Origin of the sequence: Pacificibacter maritimus (assembly GCF_003814915.1) — a bacterium.
GTDB classification, from domain to species: Bacteria; Pseudomonadota; Alphaproteobacteria; order Rhodobacterales; family Rhodobacteraceae; genus Celeribacter; species Celeribacter maritimus.
On sequence record NZ_RKQK01000004.1, the window covers coordinates 254,263 to 273,512 of the forward strand.

A 19,250-nucleotide genomic window follows, 5' to 3' on the forward strand; every position below is an offset into this window, starting at 1 on the left:
GATGACTGACTTGCTGAAAAAAACCATGTGTGAACTGGGCCGTGCGATTGAGACAGAGGGGCTTGACCCTGTCGATATCACCTCCGCCTATTTGGACGCAGCGGAAAGCCACCCAAATGGCACACGCATTTATGCCCGCCTAACCAAAGATCGCGCGCTGGCTGAGGCACAAGCTGCATCATCACGTGCAAAACTAGGGGTGCGGCGTGGCCTGCTGGATGGGGTGCCCGTATCGTGGAAAGACCTGTTTGATACGGCGGGTACAGCGACGGAAGCAGGCAGTGCTTTGCTAAAAGGGCGGGTTCCAGCGCATGACGCTGAAATGGTGTGCCGTGCGAGCTCTGCGGGCTTGGTGGGCTTGGGAAAAACGCATATGAGTGAATTGGCTTTTTCAGGCTTGGGGCTTAATCCAATCACCGCAACGCCGCCTTGTATTAATGATGCTGGTGCTGTGTCGGGTGGATCATCCAGCGGGGCTGCTGCTTCAGTTGCGTTCAATGTTGCACCTGGTGCTATCGGATCTGACACAGGCGGATCTGTGCGTATTCCTGCCGCGTGGAATGATTTGGTCGGTCTAAAAACCACAGCTGCGCGACTGTCGTTGAAGGGCACAGTGCCTCTTGCTGCATCGTTTGATACTGTTGGACCTTTGGTCAAATCTGTTGAAGATGCTGCGCATGTTTTTGCGATCCTAGATGGGGCGCCCGTGGTGGATCTACGTGGAGCGGAGGTCAAGGGTAAGAGGTTTTTAATCCTTGAATCTGTAGCCTTTGATGACATTCGTGCAGAGCCCCTTGCTGGCTTTCAAAGCGTTGTGGCGCGTTTGCAAGATGCAGGGGCAATCATCGAACGCGGGACTGTGAAAAGTGTTGAGCAGGCGATGGAACTATCTGCCACATTATTCCCAGCAGAAGCTTACGCGGAGTGGCGTGACGAAATCGAGGCCAATCCAAATGCGATGTTTAAGCCGATTTTGGAACGGTTTCGTGCGGGTGGGGCTGTGTCTGCGGTTGATTTTATCTCGGGCTGGCAGAAGCTTCGGCAGTACCGTGCAGAATATCTGGCGCAGACCGCGGGCTATGATGCGGTTATTTTACCCACCGCTCCGATTTTGCCACCAAATGTTGAGCGTTTGTTGTCCGACAACGAGTACTACGTGACCGAAAATCTATTGGCCTTGCGCAATACGCGGATCGGAAACCTGATGGGGTTGACGGGATTGACCCTTCCGACGGGTGTTCCATCATGCGGTTTTCTTATACAAACCGCGCCAAATACCGAAGAAAAACTCCTAAGGCTTGGCAGCGCTTGCGAATCCGTCTTGGCCTAAAAGTCACAGGTCGACACATGGTCCGGAAAAAAGAGATGTCTTTTTCTGGACCGGCGGTGCACAAACGGGTAACATGATCGTAATTAAGCGGGCAAAATGATCCGCAATAACGAGGCAGTAGCAGTAATCATGACGTTTCCTGAGCGGTTTTCGAACCTGCCTGAATATGCGTTTCCGCGTTTGCGGACCCTTTTGGATATGCATAAACCAGGTGGTGACATAGTCCACATGACGATCGGTGAGCCGCGTCATGCGATGCCTGATTTCGTGGGTGACGTTTTTACACAAAATGTTGATTTATTTGCAAAATACCCCGACAACTACGGCACCTCAGACCTAACCTCATCCATCGCGGATTGGTTGAAAATGCGCTTTGAAGTGACGGTTGATGCATCGAGCCAGATCATGGCATTGAATGGTACGCGCGAAGGTTTGATGAATGCCTGCATTGCCTTATGTCCTGAGACAAAGCGCAGCCAAGTGCCTGTCGTTCTAACCCCGAACCCGTTTTACCAAGTATATGCAGTGGCCGCTGTCACCGTTGGTGCTGAACCAATTTTCGTGCCAGCAACGCGAGAAACTGGGTATTTGCCTGATTACGCAAATTTGCCCGATGAGATTTTAAATCGCACGGCGATTGCCTATATTTGTAGCCCCTCCAACCCGCAAGGTGCCGTTGCACCGCGAGACTATCTACGCGATCTGATTGCACTTGCAGAGAAACATGATTTCAAAATTTTTGCGGATGAGTGTTATTCGGAAATCTATCGTGGGTCGGCGCCAGTGGGAGCTATGCAAGTTGCACAAGAAATGGGGGCAGACCCTGAACGTGTGGTGATTTTCCATTCGCTTTCAAAGCGGTCAAATCTGCCAGGCCTGCGCTCTGGTTTCGTGGCCTCTGGCGTGCAAAATATTGAGCATATCAAACGTCTACGTTCTTATTCTGGTGCGCCTTTATCGCTACCAACACAGGCCGTTTCTGCGCGGGTTTGGGCCGATGAGGATCACGTGGTGTCTTCAAGATCGCTTTACGCCGAAAAGTTTGACATGGCTGATAAAGTCTTTTCAGGCATTGATGGCGCCAAGGCGCCGCAAGCTGGATTTTTCCTATGGCTTCCCGTGAAAAATGGTGAGGCAGCAGCACTGAAGCTCTGGACGCAAACAGGTATTCGGGTGTTGCCAGGGGCCTATTTGTCGCGCGATGTTGCAGGCGAAAACCCAGGAAAAGATTACATTCGGGTTGCTTTGGTGGCCCCAAAAGAAGAGACACAGCGCGCACTTACAACTTTGCGCGACTGTTTGTACGGATAGAAAGAGGCAAAAAATGGCATCCTATCAGGCACGTGGTCGCGACCCACTTTTTGACAAAAACACCCAAGCTATCTTGGAGCGCAGGGGGCGTGAGTTGGTCGGCATTGGCCTGTTGCTTGTTGCTGTGATCATGACGCTCATTCTGGGGTCATATCTGCCTGAAGATCCCAGTTGGTTGTCTGCCACAGATGCGCCTGTGAACAACACTTTGGGTCGCTTGGGCGCGTCTATTGCCTCGCCTTTGATGATCATTGTCGGAGTAGCGTCTTGGGCGATCGTCGGTATTTTTGCCGCATGGGGCCTGCGTTGTGTCCTGCACTATGGCGCAAACCGTGCTGTGTCGCGTGTGGTTTTTGCGCCGATTGCTGTGGCTGTTATGGCCGTCTACGCATCGACATATGCCAGCGCAAACGTGCAAAGCTACGGCGGGTTATTCGGCGATACTGTTCTCGCGGCGCTGATCCATCTTATGCCGATGAGCCAAGCATTTGCCCTAAAGTTCCTGTCTTTTATTAGCTTCTTTGCGACGGGGGCGTTGTTGTTATGTGTTTGTGGCTTCACGCGCGAAGAAGTCAAAATTGGGCTTCGTTTCATGCTGATTGGTGTGATCGGCCTGTATTCTTTGGTGCTACATCTGATGGGCAAAGCCGCCAAAGGATCTATTGTTACGGGCCAGCGCTTTGCGCAAAATCAAGCGGAACGCCGTGCACAGAAGCAGCGGCAGCAAGAAGAGTACCAGAGTTATCATGAGGCGGAACAGGTTGTTGCCCCCCGTGTTGTGCGTGCGGATCACGCTTATGATGACCAACCGCATGTGGCCGCCACTCAGACTGCGCATGCGGAAAAATCTGGCCTGTTCGCCAAAATGCCAACGCTGTTGAAACGTGCGCAAGATCCGGATGTGCAATCCGAACTGGTCGAACCTGATCTTGCTCCCGACGTTGAGTTTGATAGCGGGTTTGATGATCGAATCCGTAGCAAAATCTCGAATGTTGTGAATGCTCGGGCGCGGGCTGGTTCGCGCGCGATTATACCAGGTTCAGGTCGTGTTGAGCCGCCTTTATCTGCTGCTCAGGCTGCCGTTGCGAAGTATAAGAAAGGCCCCAAACCGATGGTCTTCTCAGAACCTGCACCGGTTGAAGCAGCGCAAGAAGTTGCCTATGCGGCGGGCTATGCTGAAGACCAGTTTGCGCAAATGGCTGATGACAATACCCATGGCTACGGGACCGACGATGCTGATACTTTGGTTTACGACGATCCGTTAGAGCTTGATACGCCAGAATACACCGCACCCGATGCGGCACGTTACCAGCCTGTGCAAACTGCTGCACCTGAACCTAAAAGAGTCGTTCAGCATCCAGTGCGCAAACCTGCTGCGACATCCAAGCAAGCCCAGCAAGAAGCTCAGCCTGCGTTAAAATTCGACGCTAAAGAGGCAGAATATCAGACGCCGCCCTTGTCTTTGCTGGAAAGCGCAGACTCCGTTGTGCGCTATACATTGTCTGATGATGCGCTGGAAGAAAATGCACGCATGCTGGAAAACGTCTTGGATGACTACGGCGTAAAAGGTGAGATCGTTTCTGTGCGCCCCGGTCCAGTTGTGACAATGTACGAACTTGAACCCGCGCCTGGTTTGAAAGCTTCGCGTGTAATTGGCTTGGCCGATGACATCGCGCGCTCAATGTCAGCGCTCTCTGCACGTGTATCAACTGTGCCTGGTCGTACTGTAATCGGTATCGAACTGCCAAATGAAAACCGTGAAAAAGTTGTGTTGCGTGAAATTCTGTCTGCGCGTGATTTTGGCGATAGCAACATGAAATTGCCGCTGGCCTTGGGCAAAGATATTGGCGGTGATCCCATCGTTGCAAACCTTGCCAAGATGCCGCATTTGCTGATTGCGGGGACAACCGGTTCGGGTAAATCTGTTGCGATCAACACTATGATTTTGTCATTGCTGTACAAGCTCACGCCTGATGAGTGCCGCATGATTATGATTGATCCGAAGATGCTGGAATTATCTGTTTACGATGGCATTCCGCATCTTTTGTCACCTGTTGTGACCGATCCCAAAAAGGCTGTGGTCGCGTTAAAATGGACCGTGGCCGAGATGGAAGATCGCTACCGCAAGATGTCCAAGATGGGCGTGCGGAACATTGACGGCTACAACGGTCGCGTCAAAGAAGCGCTTGCCAAGGGCGAGATGTTCTCGCGCACTGTGCAAACGGGTTTCGACGAAGAAACTGGCGATCCCATTTTCGAGACCGAAGAATTCCAGCCCGAAACAATTCCATACATCGTTGTCGTCGTCGATGAGATGGCCGACTTGATGATGGTTGCAGGCAAAGAAATCGAAGCCTGTATTCAGCGCCTTGCGCAGATGGCGCGGGCTTCTGGGATTCATATCATTATGGCCACGCAGCGCCCGTCTGTGGATGTTATTACAGGTACGATCAAGGCCAACTTCCCGACACGTATTTCTTTCCAAGTGAGCTCGAAAATCGACAGTCGTACGATCTTGGGCGAACAAGGTGCGGAACAGCTTTTGGGCATGGGTGACATGTTGTACATGGCGGGCGGATCGAAAATCACCCGCGTGCACGGCCCCTTCTGTTCCGATGAAGAAGTCGAAAAAATCGTGTCTTATCTCAAGTCTTACGGGCCTCCTTCCTATGTGGGGGGTGTTGTGGAAGGACCGCCCTCTGACAAGGAAAGCAGCATCGATGCGGTGCTTGGCCTGTCAACTGGCGGCAATACCGATACCGAAAACGCTCTTTACGACACGGCTGTGGCGATTGTGATTAAAGATCGTAAATGTTCCACGTCTTACATTCAGCGTAAATTGGCGATCGGCTACAACAAAGCCGCACGACTTGTTGAGCAGATGGAAGACGAAGGCGTTGTTTCAGCGGCGAACCATGTGGGCAAGCGTGATATTCTGGTGCCTGAGCAATAAACAACCGATCACATAGAAATCCGTTTTATGTGATCGTTTGCCCGCTGGTATTAGGCGCGAAAGCGCATATGTTTGTTGCATGAAAACACTTCGCCTCGCACTTGCGCCCGTTATCGCCTCTGTCTGTTTTGCCATGCCTGCAATGGCTGAAAAGCTGTCATTGCAAGATTTGTCTGCCTATCTCAATTCGCTTGGCACAGTGCAGGCTGATTTTGTTCAAACCAATGACGATGGATCAAAGTCCAACGGGATCTTAACGCTCAAACGCCCCGGTCGGATGCGTTTGGAATATGGTGGGGGCAACGATGCGTTGGTGCTTGGATCTGGTGGGCAAGTTGCCATCTTTGACCCTGCCTCCAATGAGCCGCCTCAGCGCTTTCCGATGTCCAAGACACCTTTGTCGTTGATTTTGGCTAAAAACGTCGACTTGACCACGGCCAAAATGGTTGTCTCACATACCGAAGAAAACGGCGATACAATCGTTCGGGCACAAGACCCTGCGCATCCCGAATACGGATCCATCGATTTGGTGTTTGGGGATCGGCCGATTTTGAAAGCTTGGGTCATCAATGATGATACTGGTGGGTCAACCACTGTTCAATTGACGAAAATGCAGCTCGGTGGATCTGTTCGCGACCGCGAATTCAATATCCGTGCAGAGGCGAGCGAACGGGGCACGCCTCTGAACTAGAATTTAGGGCTCTGCCTTAAATTTTGCGACAGGCTATGAGTTGTGCGCGGTATGCAGCAGATCTTTGGTTCACTTGTGATGCAACACGGATCAACCAAGGTTTGGCATTGTAGCTGCCACGACTGTAGCCTGTACGGCCCTCGTGATAGGCAAGATACTGCGATAGGGCGTCAGTTTTTGAAATGCCAAGGGCGCGCGTGGATTCATTCATGTACCATCCCATGAAATCGGTCGCATCGGTGATCCGGTCGCGCTTTGCGCCAAATTTGCGCTGCTCGTCACGGTATTCATCCCATGTCGCATCTAGCGCCTGTGCATACCCAAAGGCAGAACTCTGGCGGCCCATAGGAATGACGCCCAAAGCAAATTTATACGGCGTGCGTGCATTGCCGATGAATTTGCTTTCTTGATACAGCACTGCCATCTGCACATTCACGGGAATACCCCATTTACGCTCAGACGCCTTCATCGCGCGCAAATAGGCCGGCCGTTGACTGACGATTGAACACGCATCATCTAAATTGCGGGGGGCAGAAAAGTTGCCGCTGCCACAGGCCGCAACCAACACCAATAACGCGATCGCGCGAAACCCTTTTTTCATTACTGCTCTCACTTTGTTATTTTTTCCAATAATAACGCGTTTTTTAGCTGTCGTAAAATGGCTTTCCCGTGATCAGGCGAATTCCCGATCACACAACAAAAGCCAGCAGCAGTGGAAGATAGAAGACAGACAGCACGGTTGAGGCGACCACTAATCCAGCCACCTCATTGGCGTCAGCGCCGTATTTTTCCGCCAAAAGATAGGATGTGACGGCAACGGGTGTGGTAATTTGCAAAATCAAAACGGCATAGGGCGTGGATGTAAGTCCAAATCCCCGTCCAAGCAGAACGGCAATTGCTGTGCAAATCAACGCCTTGAAAATCGAAAGTGCCATGGCGCGCCCCAACCTACTCGGGGCCAAGCGCGCGACCGCGACACCGAGCGTGATCAGCATGATAGGGATGGCGACTTGCCCCAAAAGTTCCAAGGTGTTCATCGCAAACTTGGGCAGTGTCCACCCTTGCCATAAGAAGGCTGTGCCTAAAACCGTAGCGCCGACCAAAGGCTCTTTAACCGCGGTCCAGACTGATCCACCGCCTGCGGTGATATACACGCCAAAGGTAAACGACCAGATTGCCATGACTGCAAATACAATTACGGCATAGCTAAGCCCTTCATTTCCAAAGGCAAAATAAGCGAGTGGAAGCCCTAAGTTTCCAACATTTCCAAAAATCAGAGGATTGAGAAATGTGCGCATTTCAAGTTTGAGCAGTTTCACCGCGACATACATCACAACTGTGGCAATGCCGTAGCACGCAATTGTGGCGATAGACAATTTGGTCAAAGCGGCGGGATCGATCTGGGCATTTGTCAAAGCTGTGAAGATCAATGCAGGCACGGATAGCGTCATTGTGAGCTTGGTGACAAACTCAATCCGATATTCATTGCCGGTCTTAACCCAGATAAAACCTATGGCTGCGAGCAGAAAGACTGGAGACACAATTTCTAAGACTGTCAGGATTAGGTTCACAGACTGTTTCCACAAAAAATGGCTCTCCCCCGTGGACAGCGCTGGCTTGAAAAGCTTAATAACGACTCAAGGGGGTTGCAATGTCATGTTGAAGACGCGCGCCAAGTATCATTTGGGACAGGTCGTTCGCCACAGAAAGCACCCTTTTCGTGGCGTAGTGTTTGACGTGGATGCTATGTTTGCGAATTCTGATGAATGGTATGAGTCCATTCCCGCAGAAAGTCGACCTGAGAAAGATCAACCTTTCTATCATTTGTTGGCCGAGAACGACCAGAGTTTCTATGTCGCCTATGTGTCAGAGCAAAATCTGATTGCAGACTATTCTGGAGTTCCTGTCGAACACCCTGATGTGCCTGATCTGTTTGGCCCTTTTGAAGACGGTACATACCCCTTGCATTTTCAGTTGAACTAGGACGAAAGCGATTAATTCTAATCGCTATTGGCGCCTTTGAATGTTCAACCTGAAGGTCACCATGTTACGTCCTTGGTCACGACCGTAGTGCAGATCCTCAGTGAGTTTGTGTATCAAGTACCAACCAAAGCCACCTTCAGGCAGATCTTCTAGATTACAGTTAAGATCCTTTTGTGCGCCTTCGGGCAGCTTCCCGTTGGGCATAGGCCGCCCAGAATCAATAGTCGTACACCACAAGTATTTGCCATCGAAGTCGAGTTGGGTTTCGATAAGGCCAACCTCACCATCACTATAGGCGTGTTCAACGATGTTGTTGAGAACCTCAGCCAAAACGATCTCGATTGTGCTCCAGTCGTCATCCACCAGATTGATACTGGAAAGCCCCGCTTTGATTCCAGATAGGCCGCGCCGCACAGCGCGTTCGTTCGCAGGAATGATGAGGCGTAGGCTGTGATCGGTGGCGCGTTGCCTTACGATGCTTTCGAAGGTCGCGTCAGCAAGTTTCTCATGACGCATCGGCGGCACCTTCAATCGCAGAGCTTGCGTTATCATGAATTGAAAACACTGTGTCCATACGAGTGAGGCGAAAAACCTTTTCAACAGCGGGTTGCAGTGAAGCCAGCTCTAGCGATTGATCAGATTTTTTCGATTTAAGCGCAGCAACGACAGCGCCCAAGCCCGAGCTATCCAAGAATTCGACCTGAGATAGGTCGATGACGACACGATTGGGGCCATCGTCGATCATTTTGCGCATCTCGTCTTTAAATTGGATCGCGCTTAATGCATCAATACGATTCTCACAGACGGTTACCAAACGACTGCCGTCGAAATCTTTATGGTTCAATTTCATGTTTGCACCTTTTGTTCTCTCATGAGGCCACCGTATTCGACAAACGTTACCAGTGCGTTTGTGAATGAGCTGTACCTGAGATAAACTTGTGCGAAGTCTTTAGAATTTTATCGAACGCCCCGCCGCGTCAGCCTATTTTCATCGAACAAGATGCAATGACCTATTGGTTCGAGATTGCAGAACATGTTATCGCCAGCGCATGAGTGATACATACAATCCCCCCCAAGACCCGCTTGTGGTGATCCATGCCGACCACCAGATATTGATTGTCGATAAGCCCGCAGGGTTGCTTTCGGTGCCTGGAAAAGGCGAGCATCTTTCAGATTGTTTGATGGCGCGCATACAAAAGGTGTTTCCCGAAGCATTACTGATCCATCGCCTTGATCGCGACACAAGCGGTGTCATGGTCTTTGCTTTGACGCCACATGCGCAAAAACACATCGGGCAGCAGTTTGAAAAACGGCGGACCAAGAAAACCTACGTGGCGCGTATCGCGGGTCGATTAGAGCAAAAAACGGGAACCGTTGATCAACCCATTATCGTTGATTGGGAAAACCGCCCCTTGCAAAAAATCTGTCATGAAACGGGGCGTGCGGCGCAAACCGATTGGCGGGTGCTGCGTTATGACGATACGGGCACGCGGGTGCGTTTGTATCCGCATACAGGTCGATCGCATCAGTTGCGCGTGCACATGCTGTTTCTCGGACACCCAATTGTGGGCGACCCGCTATATGCCTCAGGCGATGCCCGCAATGCGCCGCGTTTGATGTTGCATTCCGAAAACCTAAAGTTCCGCCATCCTGATGGTGGGGCAGGGATGAGCTATACGGCGAAATGTCCGTTTTAAGCTGCATGGAGCTTAGGCGTACAACAGGGGTGTAAATCCCCGACAGAGTGTCTATCTCTACATGATAGATAGTCAAAAAGGAGTCGGCTCATGGGTCTTCGTATCAATTCTGTAGTTCCAAACTTTACCGCTGAAACAGATCATGGGACGATTAAGTTTCATGACTGGATAGGTGACTCTTGGGCGATTTTGTTTTCGCACCCCAAAGACTTCACCCCCGTTTGCACCACCGAATTTGGCGCTGTCGCTCAGCTGAGCGCCGAATGGGAAAAACGCGGCACCAAAGTCATTGGCGTGTCAGTGGATGGCGTTGAAGAGCACAACGGCTGGAAGAAAGACATCGAATCTTTTGCAGGTTGCGCTGCGGGTTTCCCGATCATCGCGGACAGTGATTTGGCTGTGTCAAAAGCCTTTGATATGCTGCCAGAAGACGCCTATATGCCCGATGGTCGCACGCCTGCTGACAGCGCCACTGTACGCTCTGTCTTCATCATTTCTCCGGATAAAAAAGTACAGCTGATCATGACATACCCTATGTCTGTGGGGCGTAATTTTGCTGAAATCTTGCGGGCTTTGGATGCGCTACAAAAAACATTCGGCGCGCCACTTGCGACCCCTGCGAATTGGGAAACAGGCCAAGATGTCGTCGTGGCTTTGTCTTTGGACAATGAAGCGGCAGAAGCCAAATACGGCAAGCTAGACATCAAGCTGCCTTACCTGCGTATGGCTAAAGATCCAGCGTAAAGATAAAGATGTGTTCCCCCGCCCTGTGCGGGGGAGCGTCCCGCCTGTTTTGAGGCAAGTTGAGGTGTACAATATTCTTGCCAAAGTGGTATGCCTCAAGGAAACTTAACTTCATTTGTCTCGATTTTGGATGGGTTATGACGTCTCAGTGTTCAGCAGTTTTACCGCATATCGATAATCCAGAAAAACCTAAGGTCTTTGTGCATCGATCCCGTAAAGACCGTATCAATGCGATCTTCGACGGATTTCTCCCAAAGGCAACTGAACAATTCGCGACACAAGATATCGGCCTGCGTTTATTTGGCCCGCCATGCGATCCAGTCGCCCTTCGCTTGGCTGCTGCCTCTGGCAATAAAGTCAAAAAATCAGGCTTGGCACTCAGTTTAAAAACGCGCTTTCTGAAAGGCCAGTTCAATTGGGCAGACCACCTTATTGCACAGCACGATCCTGACTTTGTTGTGGTTTGGAACGGTATCAAAGGCCATCGACGTGTTCTTGCTCAGGCTGCAATGCAACGCAACGTACCCATCGTCTATTTCGAAGAGGCGCCTCTTCCCGGACGTGTCACAGTTGATTTCGTGGGTGTAAACTATGGCAATAGTCTTCCGCGACGCGCAGATTTTTACACCGCTTGGGCGCTGGAGAAACAGATCGACCTGTCGCATTGGCGTCGCTTGGGTGCGGCGATGCAGCCACGTGGCGCCGCGCGTGCGGATGTGGCGCAGCAGGCGGCGGATGCAAGCCTATCGTCAGAAAATTTCATCTTTTGCCCACTTCAAGTGCCCGGCGATAGCCAAATTAGCATCTATGGCAAATGGATTTCGTCGGTCGAGCACATGATCGACGTGCTGTCTGAAGCGTCCAAATCGCTTCCAGACGGTTGGCATTTGCGGATCAAAGAACATCCCTCTGCGCGGGTGTCGTTTGGCGACAAACTGACAACGCTGACGACCGATAAGTTCCGCGTCGACAATGTTACAAACACGTTTGAGCAGGTCGCTGCCTCTAAGGCTGTGATAAATGTGAACTCCTCTGTGGGGTTGCAAAGCTTCTTTTTCGACAAGCCTGTGTTGGTGTTGGGGCACGCGTTTTATGCCTTTGACGGGACTGCGACAGAGGTTTCATCCGTCGCGGAACTCGGTCAATTGCTATGTGCGCCTGAGGATCTTGGATATAACGCGCAAACCCGAGATGGGTTGATGAGTTATCTCGACCATAGCTATTTGCCAGATGAGCAGGCCGTCAAAAACGGCGAATATACTTTGCAAGATATGATCGCGCGGGATCGGGACCGCGACCGAATTTTGGCGTCTTTAGGCTGAGTATTGTTTCTGAAGATCAGCTGCAGACAAACAAAAAGCCCCGCAGTCGTCTGCGGGGCTTTCTTAGTCTTAAAGAGCGATCTGATTACTCAGCTTTTTCTTCAACGATTTCTTCGCCAGTTGTTTGATCAACCATTTTCATGGCCAAACGCACTTTGCCGCGGTCGTCAAAGCCCAAGAGTTTAACGAAGACTTCTTGGCCTTCCTTCAAAACGTCAGATGGGTGGTTCAAGCGACGGTTCTCGATTTGAGAGACGTGCACAAGGCCATCGCGTTTGCCGAAGAAGTTCACAAAGGCACCAAAGTCTACAACTTTGACAACTTTACCTTTGTAGATCTTGTTTTCTTCAGGCTCTGCAACAATGGAGTGGATCATGTCGTAGGCAGCTTTGATCGCAGCCGCATCAGAAGATGCGATTTTGATGATGCCTTCGTCGTTGATATCGACTTTCGCGCCAGATGTTTCAACGATTTCACGGATCACTTTACCACCGGAACCAATCACTTCACGGATTTTGTCCGTTGGGATCTGCATGGTTTCGATTTTTGGTGCGTGCTCAGAGAAGCCAGACGCTCCAGACAAAGCTTTGTTCATTTCGCCCAAGATGTGCATGCGGCCTTCTTTGGCTTGTGCCAAGGCTTTTGCCATGATCTCAGGTGTGATGCCCGCGATTTTGATGTCCATTTGCAAAGATGTGATACCGTTTTCAGTACCAGCAACTTTAAAGTCCATATCGCCCAAGTGATCTTCGTCACCCAAGATGTCAGACAAGATAGCGTATTCGCCGTCGTCTTCCATGATAAGACCCATAGCAACACCAGCCACAGCAGATTTAAGCGGAACGCCCGCATCCATCATGGACAAGGAGCCACCACAAACAGACGCCATTGAAGACGAACCGTTTGATTCAGTGATCTCGGACACAACGCGAACAGTGTATGGGAAATCAGTTGCAGCAGGCAAAACAGCCTGAAGCGCGCGCCATGCCAGTTTACCGTGACCGATTTCACGACGACCTGGGCCAGACACACGACCAACTTCACCCACAGAGTAGGGAGGGAAGTTGTAGTGCAACATGAAGTTAGATTTGAAGTTGCCGTGCAACGCGTCGATGAATTGCTCGTCGTCGCCTGTGCCCAATGTGGTCACAACCAAACCTTGTGTTTCGCCGCGTGTAAACAAAGCAGAGCCGTGTGTGCGTGGCAAAATACCAGTTTCAGAAACGATAGGACGAATTTCGTCCAACGCACGACCGTCGATACGTTTGCCTTCGCGCACAACAACACCGCGCAAAACGGAAGACTCAAGGCCTTTCAAAGCGGAACCAAGGTTCGCATCTTCAAGCTGATCTTCGGTCAAAGTCGCCAAGATCGCTTCTTTTGCAGCAGAAACAGCCGCAACACGTTCTTGTTTGTCTGTGATCGCGTAAGCCGCTTTCATCGCGTCTGTGCCAGCCGCTGCGACAGCAGCAGACAACTCAGAGTACTCAGGCGCTTCGAATTCGAATGGTTCTTTGGCGGCATCTTCAGCCAAGTCGATGATCAAGTCGATCACAGGCTGGATTTGCTCGTGGGCAAAGTTCACAGCGCCGAGCATTTCTTCTTCGTTCAGCTCGTAAGCTTCGGATTCAACCATCATCACGGCATCTTTGGTACCAGCCACAACCAGATCAAGACGTTGATCAGGGTTGTTGCGTAGGTCCTGCATGTCGTCGACTGTCGGGTTCAAGATGTATTCGCCATCTTCAAAACCAACACGCGCACAAGCAATCGGGCCACGGAACGGCGCGCCAGAAATTGTCAAAGCAGCAGAGGCCGCGATCATCGCAACAACGTCAGGGTCGTTGACAAGATCGTGTGACAAAACTGTACACATCACCAAAACTTCGTTTTTGAAGCCTGGAACGAACAAAGGACGGATCGGACGGTCGATCAGACGCGCTGTCAAAGTCTCTTTTTCAGTTGGGCGTGCTTCGCGTTTGAAGAAGCCACCTGGAACTTTACCAGCCGCGTAGTATTTCTCTTGGTAGTGCACAGTCAGAGGAAAGAAATCCTGACCAGGCTTTTGTTTGCGAGCAAAGGTCACGTTGGCCATGACAGATGTTTCGCCCAAAGTGGCGATCACTGTGCCGTCAGCCTGACGCGCAACTTTACCTGTTTCCAGTGTCAGCGTTTCTTCGCCCCACTGGATTGATTTTTTCACTTCATTGAACATGAATTCAGCATCCTAATTGGGAGTGCCCTGACCCCTGTCAGGTCTCCCGTTATATATGGCGGCCCCATTGCCGCCGATCCCTCTATCTTTACTTCACAGCGCGGGGACCGTCGCGCTACGTCTCAGATACTGTCGCCCTTATACTAATTCATGCGGTTTGGGAAGTAATCTATGCCAATAGGGGCTAAGGAGCATGGCCCTGTTCCGATAAACAATCTGTTTTTGATCTATACTCTAGCTTGATAGAAGACCTTTAGCTTAGAATACGACTTGAGCTGTTCGTCTTCATTGAAAGGAATCTGTGTTTATGCGATCGATGGTGTTGTGCCTATGCGTGCTATTCACGGGCGTTTTCATGCCCCTTTTCGCGCAGGCTCAGGCAGTTCAAGCTGAAAGCAGAATCCTAGCGATTGGCGACTCATTGATGGCTTGGCACATGGCCTCTGGTGCATCTATTGCCGATGCCGCAGCCGAGGTTTTGGGCGAACCCGTGATCAACAAATCTGTCGGCGGCGCCAAAATCATTCATGCGCTGCCCATCACAGGTGCGCTTGGCATGAAAATTGCCAGCCAATTTTCAAATGCTTCTAAAAGATTTGGCCCACAAGATTGGGTGATCATGAATGGCGGCGGCAATGACCTGTTTCTAGGCTGTGGGTGCAATGCCTGTGATCGCCGTATGGCGCGGATGATCAATCCCGAGGGTGCGGCTGGTGAAATTCCGCGCTTAGTGTCGCAGATCCGACAAACAGGGGCGCGCGTCGTCTATATCGGCTATTTGCGCAGTCCTGGTGTGGATTCCCTGATCGACGCTTGCCTGCCTATGGGCAATGAACTTGAAGCGCGTCTAGCCTTGATGGCCAAACGCGACTCTGGGGTTCATTTCCTATCGTTAGATGGCTTTACGGCGTCAGGCGATCGTTCAATGCATGGCGCAGATATGATCCACCCATCTCGTAAAGCGTCTAAAATCATCGGGGAAAACATCGCGCGGCTTATCCAAAAAGCAGACAAAACGCGGTAAGCCAACACCCTGAACCTAAAGCTATTTTGATTGGGATTTCTGCGCCAGTTTTAACACAAGGCGTCGTGGGAGCAGTGGAACGATCCAGTTGACCAAAAAGCTGAATTTTGGATCGTTGACCGTAACCAGCTTGCCATTCATCATCGCGTCATAGCCATGCTTTGCAACGCTTGCAGCGGAGGCACCGCCCCCCTTGACCATCTGTGTTCCTTCTAAATTCGCGGCCGTTGCAAATCCTGTTTCCACATAGCCTGGCGCGAGTACAGTACAGGTGACCCCCTTTGGGCGCAGTTCTTGATCAATAGCTTGACTAAAGGAATTTACGAAAGCCTTGGTCGCAAAGTAGGTCGCTTGATTGGGGCCAGGTAGAAACCCTGCGGTTGAGCCGACATTCAAGATCTTTCCACTGCCTTGCTGGCACATCTTTCTGCCAAATGTATGGGTTAAGGTGACCAGCGCGCGGATGTTCAAATCGATCATTGCCTGTTCGGCATCGAGATCGCGCTCAACGTGCAGTCCATGCCCGCCAAATCCCGCATTGTTGATCAGGATATCGACTTGTAGCCCCGCGTCACCAACAGCTTTGATCAAAGCCTCTGCGCCGCCTTTGGCGCCAAGATCGATGGCGAACACATCCGCGGTGATGCTGTGCTTTGCTTCCAGTTCAGATTTCAGCGCCTCAAGTTCGCCCTTGCGGCGCGCCGTCAAAATCAGATCGCCCCCCAAAGAGGCATGATAGCGCGCGAGTTCTTTACCGATGCCAGAGGAGGCGCCTGTTATGAGAGCAGTATGGGGCATGATGCGAACTTTCTTAATTGGGACATCCTATATCTGGGTGCAAATCAGATTATTTCAACGGCTCAACACATGCGATACGCCTTACCACAAATCTGGAGCATTGAGCGCTGGCACAGATGTGCTTGCGCCTTGGAATGGCGCGGCACCTTCCGCCGTCAAAGCTTGTCCAAACCAGCCCTCGGGGTAGCTCAAAGGGCAGGGCGCTTGCGCTAAAATGCCTTTAAAACATGTAAAGTGGGGCAGGCCGAAAGGTTTAAACTTTTGCAAACACGCGCCACAAAGCTGTGTAAAAGTTGCAAAGACGGGGTATCACAACGCACGGCTGGGTAGGAAAAATTGTGAAATACAAATGCAAAAAACGCGCCCCAAGGGACGCGTTTTCGTAGTCGTATTGCTGTAAAGCAGACCGATTAGCGGCGTAGGCCGAGGCGCTCGATGAGCGACTGGTAACGTGCAACGTCTTTTGCTTTTACGTAGTCGAGAAGCTTACGGCGCAACGCAACCATTTTCAAAAGGCCACGGCGACCGTGGTTGTCTTTTTTGTGTGTTTTGAAGTGCTCAGTAAGTGTCGCGATGCGTGAGGAAAGGATCGCAACTTGAACTTCGGGTGAACCAGTGTCACCTTCTTTCGTTCCGAATTCTTTGATAACGCGTGCTTTTTCTTCTGCAGTGATCGACATCGGGATCTCCTTTTAGGTTAGGGTACGAAGACGGCACGTGCCGGGATGTCGTCCAGCAAGGCCCATGAATTATCCGTGCATTTCTACGCGGATGGGGGCGTATAGGCGGATTCTCTATAAAAGGGAAGTCATTTGATCGTACCTGCGCGATGTCACCGGTCAGGCACTTCTATCATAATTTCTGCTGCGATCTGTTTGGCCCATTCCCCAATAATGGGAACGACTTCAATTTGGTTTAAGAAAAACCCAACAATAGACACCACAATAGTGGCCCCTGCGACCGAACCAAAGCCAAAGGCCAAACCGCGTAACATATTGAACCACATAAGTTTCCATGTCGAGTCGTGCAGTTGAACGAACCGATGTTGGTTCAATCGAGAAAGCTCGGCATTCAAGCTCGTCACTTGGTTTGCGAGAGTTTCAAAAGTGTCTTGTGGTGTGGTCATATGCGCTTTCTGTGTAATCGGTTTTGGAATTAACCTTTATTTGTAAATGCTTAGATAAAACTGTCCAAACAATTTATTTTGAGTAGTGGATGATTCGTGCTAAACGTCAAACGTGTATTTTAAAGAGGTGAGAAATGCTAATTGCATTAGCGCTCCTAGGTATGTTGCCGGCAGCTTTCGTTTTCAGCGAGGGCATGTTCACGGAGTCTGAAAAGAGTGAAGACGCGGAAGACCGCACTGAAGCTGATTCAGAGATATCTCAAGCGGAAGCCTTGGATGCCTCCGATGAAGGGCAATCCACCACCTCTAATGACGACACGCAAGAGGATGAACCTTTTGATTTTGTTACCGATGGGCAAGAGACTGACATTGAAGGCTTCGTTGCGGGCGAAGACACCCTAACATTGCATCTCACGGACGGCGGTAGTGGTGAATTTATTGTGGAGCCGATGCAAGATGAATCGGGTGACGCAATAGGTGTGAGTTTGAGCTACCTTGATGGCGATACCGAAACCACACTGAACTTCTTTGGGATGAACGAAGTCCCTGCCGACGATATTTCAGTCGGTATTACATCGCAAGATACAGGCTTTGAAACGCTCTACTCGCTCACTGAACTAGGAGATTTTGGGGCTATTGAACCCAATGACCCTGAAGAGCCAGATACAGCGACTCCATCGCAGGATTTATATGAGGAAGTTTTGGCGCCTTCCGACCCTGAAGAACCTGCGACAGCTGTTGCAGGCAATGAGGACGATGTTGTACTTGCGCCCAATGAGCCTGACGATTCACCGCAACCTCGTTTTGTCGATCATGTGATGACTGCCGATAATACGACGCTTGTTTTGCCTGACAGCCCGTTTGAGGGGGGCGCTGATGCGTCAATCGTCAATGTTGACGGGATCGTCACCATCGAAGCTACGTCGTCAGTGCACCGGATCACTGGGACGGATGGTGCTGATGCTGTCGGGCTTGGTGATGCAGCGGCCATTGTCGATGCTGGGGCTGGCGATGATCAAGTATTTTCTGGCGATGGCACTGCCATTCTATCTGGCGGAGCAGGAAATGATTTGCTTGTTGGGGGTAATGACACAGGCTCTGACTATCTTCTCAATGGTGGTGAGGGAAATGATACTCTGGCTGCAGGTGAAGCTGCAGCTTTCATGGTCGGCGGTGAGGGGACCGATACATTGGTCGGCGGCGCTGGTGATGATACGCTCGTTCTTGACTCGTTTGATGTCGCTGAAGGTGGTGCTGGCGTAGACACGTTTTGGGTTTACGACACATCGGATTCGGGCACAGACTTTGCGCAGATCACTGACTTTCAGCAAGGGCAAGACATGTTACACGTCAGTATGCCAGCAAGTTCTGAATTGAGTTCAGGTGTTGATGTTCAGGTGACGCTGGCAGAAGATGGTGTATCATCGCAAGTCACGGTTAACGGCGAAACGATTGCCTTGCTGCATGGTGTTTCCAATATTGTTGCCAGCGACATCATCGTTGATTTTAACGCTTAAATAACGACCATCAGGTTTCCCAATGCTGTGGGTGCTCGCTGTAAGCGATGTAAAGAGGGTGCTTGGGGTGCCCCGCTTTGGATAACCCCAAGTGATACAAGGGGCGGTTTGTTCCTCGCAAAAGCGCCTCAACATCTGCTCCACGTCCGCGATGTGCGCCGTGAGTTCCCCACGCACAAATGATCACATCAGCCCAGTCTGTGTATTTCAGAATAGTTGTGTCATTTTCTGGCCCGATTGGATCTGCGGCTAACCGCATTTTACGTGGATCAGTGTCCCGCCACGCAAATATGTTAGTAACGCAAAACGCGCCAAATCCTAAACTGCGTGCGCGTCGTTCACAGCGTTCAACTGTTGGATCGTTCTGAATTTCAGTGGCGGTCGAGGGGTTCAACATCACAAACAGAACTTTGCGACCCGCGGGATCCCATTCACGCGTTAAGGCATAGCGATACGATTCGCAGTCTGAATAGTAGGCGGTTGAAGGTGCGTCACCTTTGGTGTGAGAACGTACAATCATGCTGCGAACTATGCTTTCC

19 protein-coding genes are annotated in these 19,250 nt (G+C 50.9%); 10 read left to right on the forward strand and 9 right to left on the reverse strand.

Annotated elements, in window-relative coordinates; all coding sequences use genetic code 11:
- Window position 1 precedes the first annotated feature (1 nt).
- From EDD53_RS12735 to EDD53_RS12750, 4 genes are all read left to right on the forward strand, one after another.
- Complete coding sequence (locus tag EDD53_RS12735) at window positions 2-1,330, forward strand: amidase (RefSeq protein ID WP_123793837.1); 1,329 nt, start codon at window positions 2-4, stop codon at window positions 1,328-1,330.
- Window positions 1,331-1,459: 129 nt separating this feature from the next.
- The gene (locus tag EDD53_RS12740; RefSeq protein WP_123793947.1) at window positions 1,460-2,641 is read left to right on the forward strand and encodes an aminotransferase class I/II-fold pyridoxal phosphate-dependent enzyme; all 1,182 of its coding nucleotides are present in this window, start codon (window positions 1,460-1,462) and stop codon (window positions 2,639-2,641) included.
- Window positions 2,642-2,654: 13 nt separating this feature from the next.
- Window positions 2,655-5,594 carry a DNA translocase FtsK gene (locus tag EDD53_RS12745; protein WP_123793839.1) on the forward strand — a complete coding sequence of 980 codons (2,940 nt, stop codon included), beginning with the start codon at window positions 2,655-2,657 and terminating at the stop codon, window positions 5,592-5,594.
- Between the two features lie 79 nt (window positions 5,595-5,673).
- Complete coding sequence (locus EDD53_RS12750; protein ID WP_123793841.1) at window positions 5,674-6,285, forward strand: LolA family protein; 612 nt, start codon at window positions 5,674-5,676, stop codon at window positions 6,283-6,285.
- 16 nt (window positions 6,286-6,301) lie between these two features.
- On the opposite strand, the gene EDD53_RS12755 is transcribed toward EDD53_RS12750, so the two are convergent.
- Entirely contained in the window at window positions 6,302-6,886 is a 585-nt protein-coding gene (locus EDD53_RS12755; RefSeq protein ID WP_123793843.1) for a transglycosylase SLT domain-containing protein, read from the reverse strand.
- Between the two features lie 88 nt (window positions 6,887-6,974).
- Window positions 6,975-7,856, reverse strand: a complete 882-nt coding sequence (locus EDD53_RS12760) for an AEC family transporter (RefSeq protein WP_123793845.1) — start codon at window positions 7,854-7,856, stop codon at window positions 6,975-6,977.
- An 85-nt stretch (window positions 7,857-7,941) separates the two neighbouring features.
- Here EDD53_RS12760 and hspQ point away from each other — a divergent pair, with 85 nt between their 5' ends.
- Entirely contained in the window at window positions 7,942-8,268 is a 327-nt protein-coding gene (hspQ, locus tag EDD53_RS12765) for a heat shock protein HspQ (RefSeq protein ID WP_123793847.1), read from the forward strand.
- Window positions 8,269-8,292: 24 nt separating this feature from the next.
- On the opposite strand, the gene EDD53_RS12770 is transcribed toward hspQ, so the two are convergent.
- Window positions 8,293-8,784: an ATP-binding protein gene (locus tag EDD53_RS12770; protein ID WP_123793849.1), complete on the reverse strand. Its 492-nt coding sequence runs from the start codon at window positions 8,782-8,784 to the stop codon at window positions 8,293-8,295.
- Window positions 8,774-9,118, reverse strand: coding sequence for an STAS domain-containing protein (locus EDD53_RS12775; protein WP_123793851.1), 345 nt, complete (start codon window positions 9,116-9,118; stop codon window positions 8,774-8,776). The genes EDD53_RS12770 and EDD53_RS12775 overlap by 11 nt, the downstream gene beginning before the upstream one ends.
- 199 nt (window positions 9,119-9,317) lie before the next feature.
- Here EDD53_RS12775 and EDD53_RS12780 point away from each other — a divergent pair, with 199 nt between their 5' ends.
- From EDD53_RS12780 to EDD53_RS12790, 3 genes are all read left to right on the forward strand, one after another.
- Window positions 9,318-9,965 carry an RluA family pseudouridine synthase gene (locus EDD53_RS12780; protein ID WP_123793853.1) on the forward strand — a complete coding sequence of 216 codons (648 nt, stop codon included), beginning with the start codon at window positions 9,318-9,320 and terminating at the stop codon, window positions 9,963-9,965.
- A gap of 90 nt (window positions 9,966-10,055) precedes the next feature.
- Window positions 10,056-10,709, forward strand: coding sequence for a peroxiredoxin (locus EDD53_RS12785; protein ID WP_123793855.1), 654 nt, complete (start codon window positions 10,056-10,058; stop codon window positions 10,707-10,709).
- A 137-nt stretch (window positions 10,710-10,846) separates the two neighbouring features.
- Window positions 10,847-12,031: a capsular polysaccharide export protein, LipB/KpsS family gene (locus EDD53_RS12790; protein ID WP_123793857.1), complete on the forward strand. Its 1,185-nt coding sequence runs from the start codon at window positions 10,847-10,849 to the stop codon at window positions 12,029-12,031.
- Window positions 12,032-12,116: 85 nt separating this feature from the next.
- On the opposite strand, the gene pnp is transcribed toward EDD53_RS12790, so the two are convergent.
- Entirely contained in the window at window positions 12,117-14,246 is a 2,130-nt protein-coding gene (gene pnp, locus EDD53_RS12795; RefSeq protein WP_123793859.1) for a polyribonucleotide nucleotidyltransferase, read from the reverse strand.
- 355 nt (window positions 14,247-14,601) lie between these two features.
- Between pnp and EDD53_RS12800 the strand changes: the two genes are divergently transcribed.
- The gene (locus EDD53_RS12800; protein ID WP_246002389.1) at window positions 14,602-15,270 is read left to right on the forward strand and encodes an SGNH/GDSL hydrolase family protein; all 669 of its coding nucleotides are present in this window, start codon (window positions 14,602-14,604) and stop codon (window positions 15,268-15,270) included.
- A gap of 21 nt (window positions 15,271-15,291) precedes the next feature.
- On the opposite strand, the gene EDD53_RS12805 is transcribed toward EDD53_RS12800, so the two are convergent.
- From EDD53_RS12805 to EDD53_RS12820, 3 genes are all read right to left on the reverse strand, one after another.
- The gene (locus EDD53_RS12805; protein ID WP_123793861.1) at window positions 15,292-16,068 is read right to left on the reverse strand and encodes an SDR family NAD(P)-dependent oxidoreductase; all 777 of its coding nucleotides are present in this window, start codon (window positions 16,066-16,068) and stop codon (window positions 15,292-15,294) included.
- Between the two features lie 410 nt (window positions 16,069-16,478).
- Window positions 16,479-16,748 (reverse strand): 30S ribosomal protein S15, encoded by a 270-nt coding sequence (gene rpsO, locus EDD53_RS12815; protein ID WP_123793865.1) that lies wholly within the window; start codon window positions 16,746-16,748, stop codon window positions 16,479-16,481.
- 152 nt (window positions 16,749-16,900) lie between these two features.
- On the reverse strand, window positions 16,901-17,194 hold the full coding sequence (locus EDD53_RS12820; protein WP_123793868.1) for a DUF5665 domain-containing protein: 294 nt from the start codon (window positions 17,192-17,194) through the stop codon (window positions 16,901-16,903).
- Between the two features lie 194 nt (window positions 17,195-17,388).
- Between EDD53_RS12820 and EDD53_RS12825 the strand changes: the two genes are divergently transcribed.
- Entirely contained in the window at window positions 17,389-18,711 is a 1,323-nt protein-coding gene (locus tag EDD53_RS12825) for a calcium-binding protein (RefSeq protein ID WP_211331622.1), read from the forward strand.
- A gap of 10 nt (window positions 18,712-18,721) precedes the next feature.
- On the opposite strand, the gene EDD53_RS12830 is transcribed toward EDD53_RS12825, so the two are convergent.
- Complete coding sequence (locus EDD53_RS12830; protein WP_123793872.1) at window positions 18,722-19,231, reverse strand: DUF1643 domain-containing protein; 510 nt, start codon at window positions 19,229-19,231, stop codon at window positions 18,722-18,724.
- Between the last annotated feature and the right edge of the window lie 19 nt (window positions 19,232-19,250).

Bases quoted from the DNA above. Each gene is read 5' to 3' on its own strand.
- EDD53_RS12830 (WP_123793872.1), bottom strand. From the start codon at position 19,231: ATGATTGTACGTTCTCACACCAAAGGTGACGCACCTTCAACCGCCTAC.
- EDD53_RS12805 (WP_123793861.1), bottom strand. From the start codon at position 16,068: ATGCCCCATACTGCTCTCATAACAGGCGCCTCCTCTGGCATCGGTAAA.
- EDD53_RS12800 (WP_246002389.1), top strand. From the start codon at position 14,602: ATGCCCCTTTTCGCGCAGGCTCAGGCAGTTCAAGCTGAAAGCAGAATC.
- EDD53_RS12790 (WP_123793857.1), top strand. From the start codon at position 10,847: ATGACGTCTCAGTGTTCAGCAGTTTTACCGCATATCGATAATCCAGAA.
- EDD53_RS12825 (WP_211331622.1), top strand. From the start codon at position 17,389: ATGTTCACGGAGTCTGAAAAGAGTGAAGACGCGGAAGACCGCACTGAA.
- EDD53_RS12740 (WP_123793947.1), top strand. From the start codon at position 1,460: ATGACGTTTCCTGAGCGGTTTTCGAACCTGCCTGAATATGCGTTTCCG.
- EDD53_RS12820 (WP_123793868.1), bottom strand. From the start codon at position 17,194: ATGACCACACCACAAGACACTTTTGAAACTCTCGCAAACCAAGTGACG.
- EDD53_RS12735 (WP_123793837.1), top strand. From the start codon at position 2: ATGACTGACTTGCTGAAAAAAACCATGTGTGAACTGGGCCGTGCGATT.
- pnp (WP_123793859.1), bottom strand. From the start codon at position 14,246: ATGTTCAATGAAGTGAAAAAATCAATCCAGTGGGGCGAAGAAACGCTG.
- EDD53_RS12750 (WP_123793841.1), top strand. From the start codon at position 5,674: ATGAAAACACTTCGCCTCGCACTTGCGCCCGTTATCGCCTCTGTCTGT.
- EDD53_RS12770 (WP_123793849.1), bottom strand. From the start codon at position 8,784: ATGCGTCATGAGAAACTTGCTGACGCGACCTTCGAAAGCATCGTAAGG.
- hspQ (WP_123793847.1), top strand. From the start codon at position 7,942: ATGTTGAAGACGCGCGCCAAGTATCATTTGGGACAGGTCGTTCGCCAC.
- EDD53_RS12745 (WP_123793839.1), top strand. From the start codon at position 2,655: ATGGCATCCTATCAGGCACGTGGTCGCGACCCACTTTTTGACAAAAAC.
- EDD53_RS12780 (WP_123793853.1), top strand. From the start codon at position 9,318: ATGAGTGATACATACAATCCCCCCCAAGACCCGCTTGTGGTGATCCAT.
- rpsO (WP_123793865.1), bottom strand. From the start codon at position 16,748: ATGTCGATCACTGCAGAAGAAAAAGCACGCGTTATCAAAGAATTCGGA.
- EDD53_RS12755 (WP_123793843.1), bottom strand. From the start codon at position 6,886: ATGAAAAAAGGGTTTCGCGCGATCGCGTTATTGGTGTTGGTTGCGGCC.
- EDD53_RS12785 (WP_123793855.1), top strand. From the start codon at position 10,056: ATGGGTCTTCGTATCAATTCTGTAGTTCCAAACTTTACCGCTGAAACA.
- EDD53_RS12775 (WP_123793851.1), bottom strand. From the start codon at position 9,118: ATGAAATTGAACCATAAAGATTTCGACGGCAGTCGTTTGGTAACCGTC.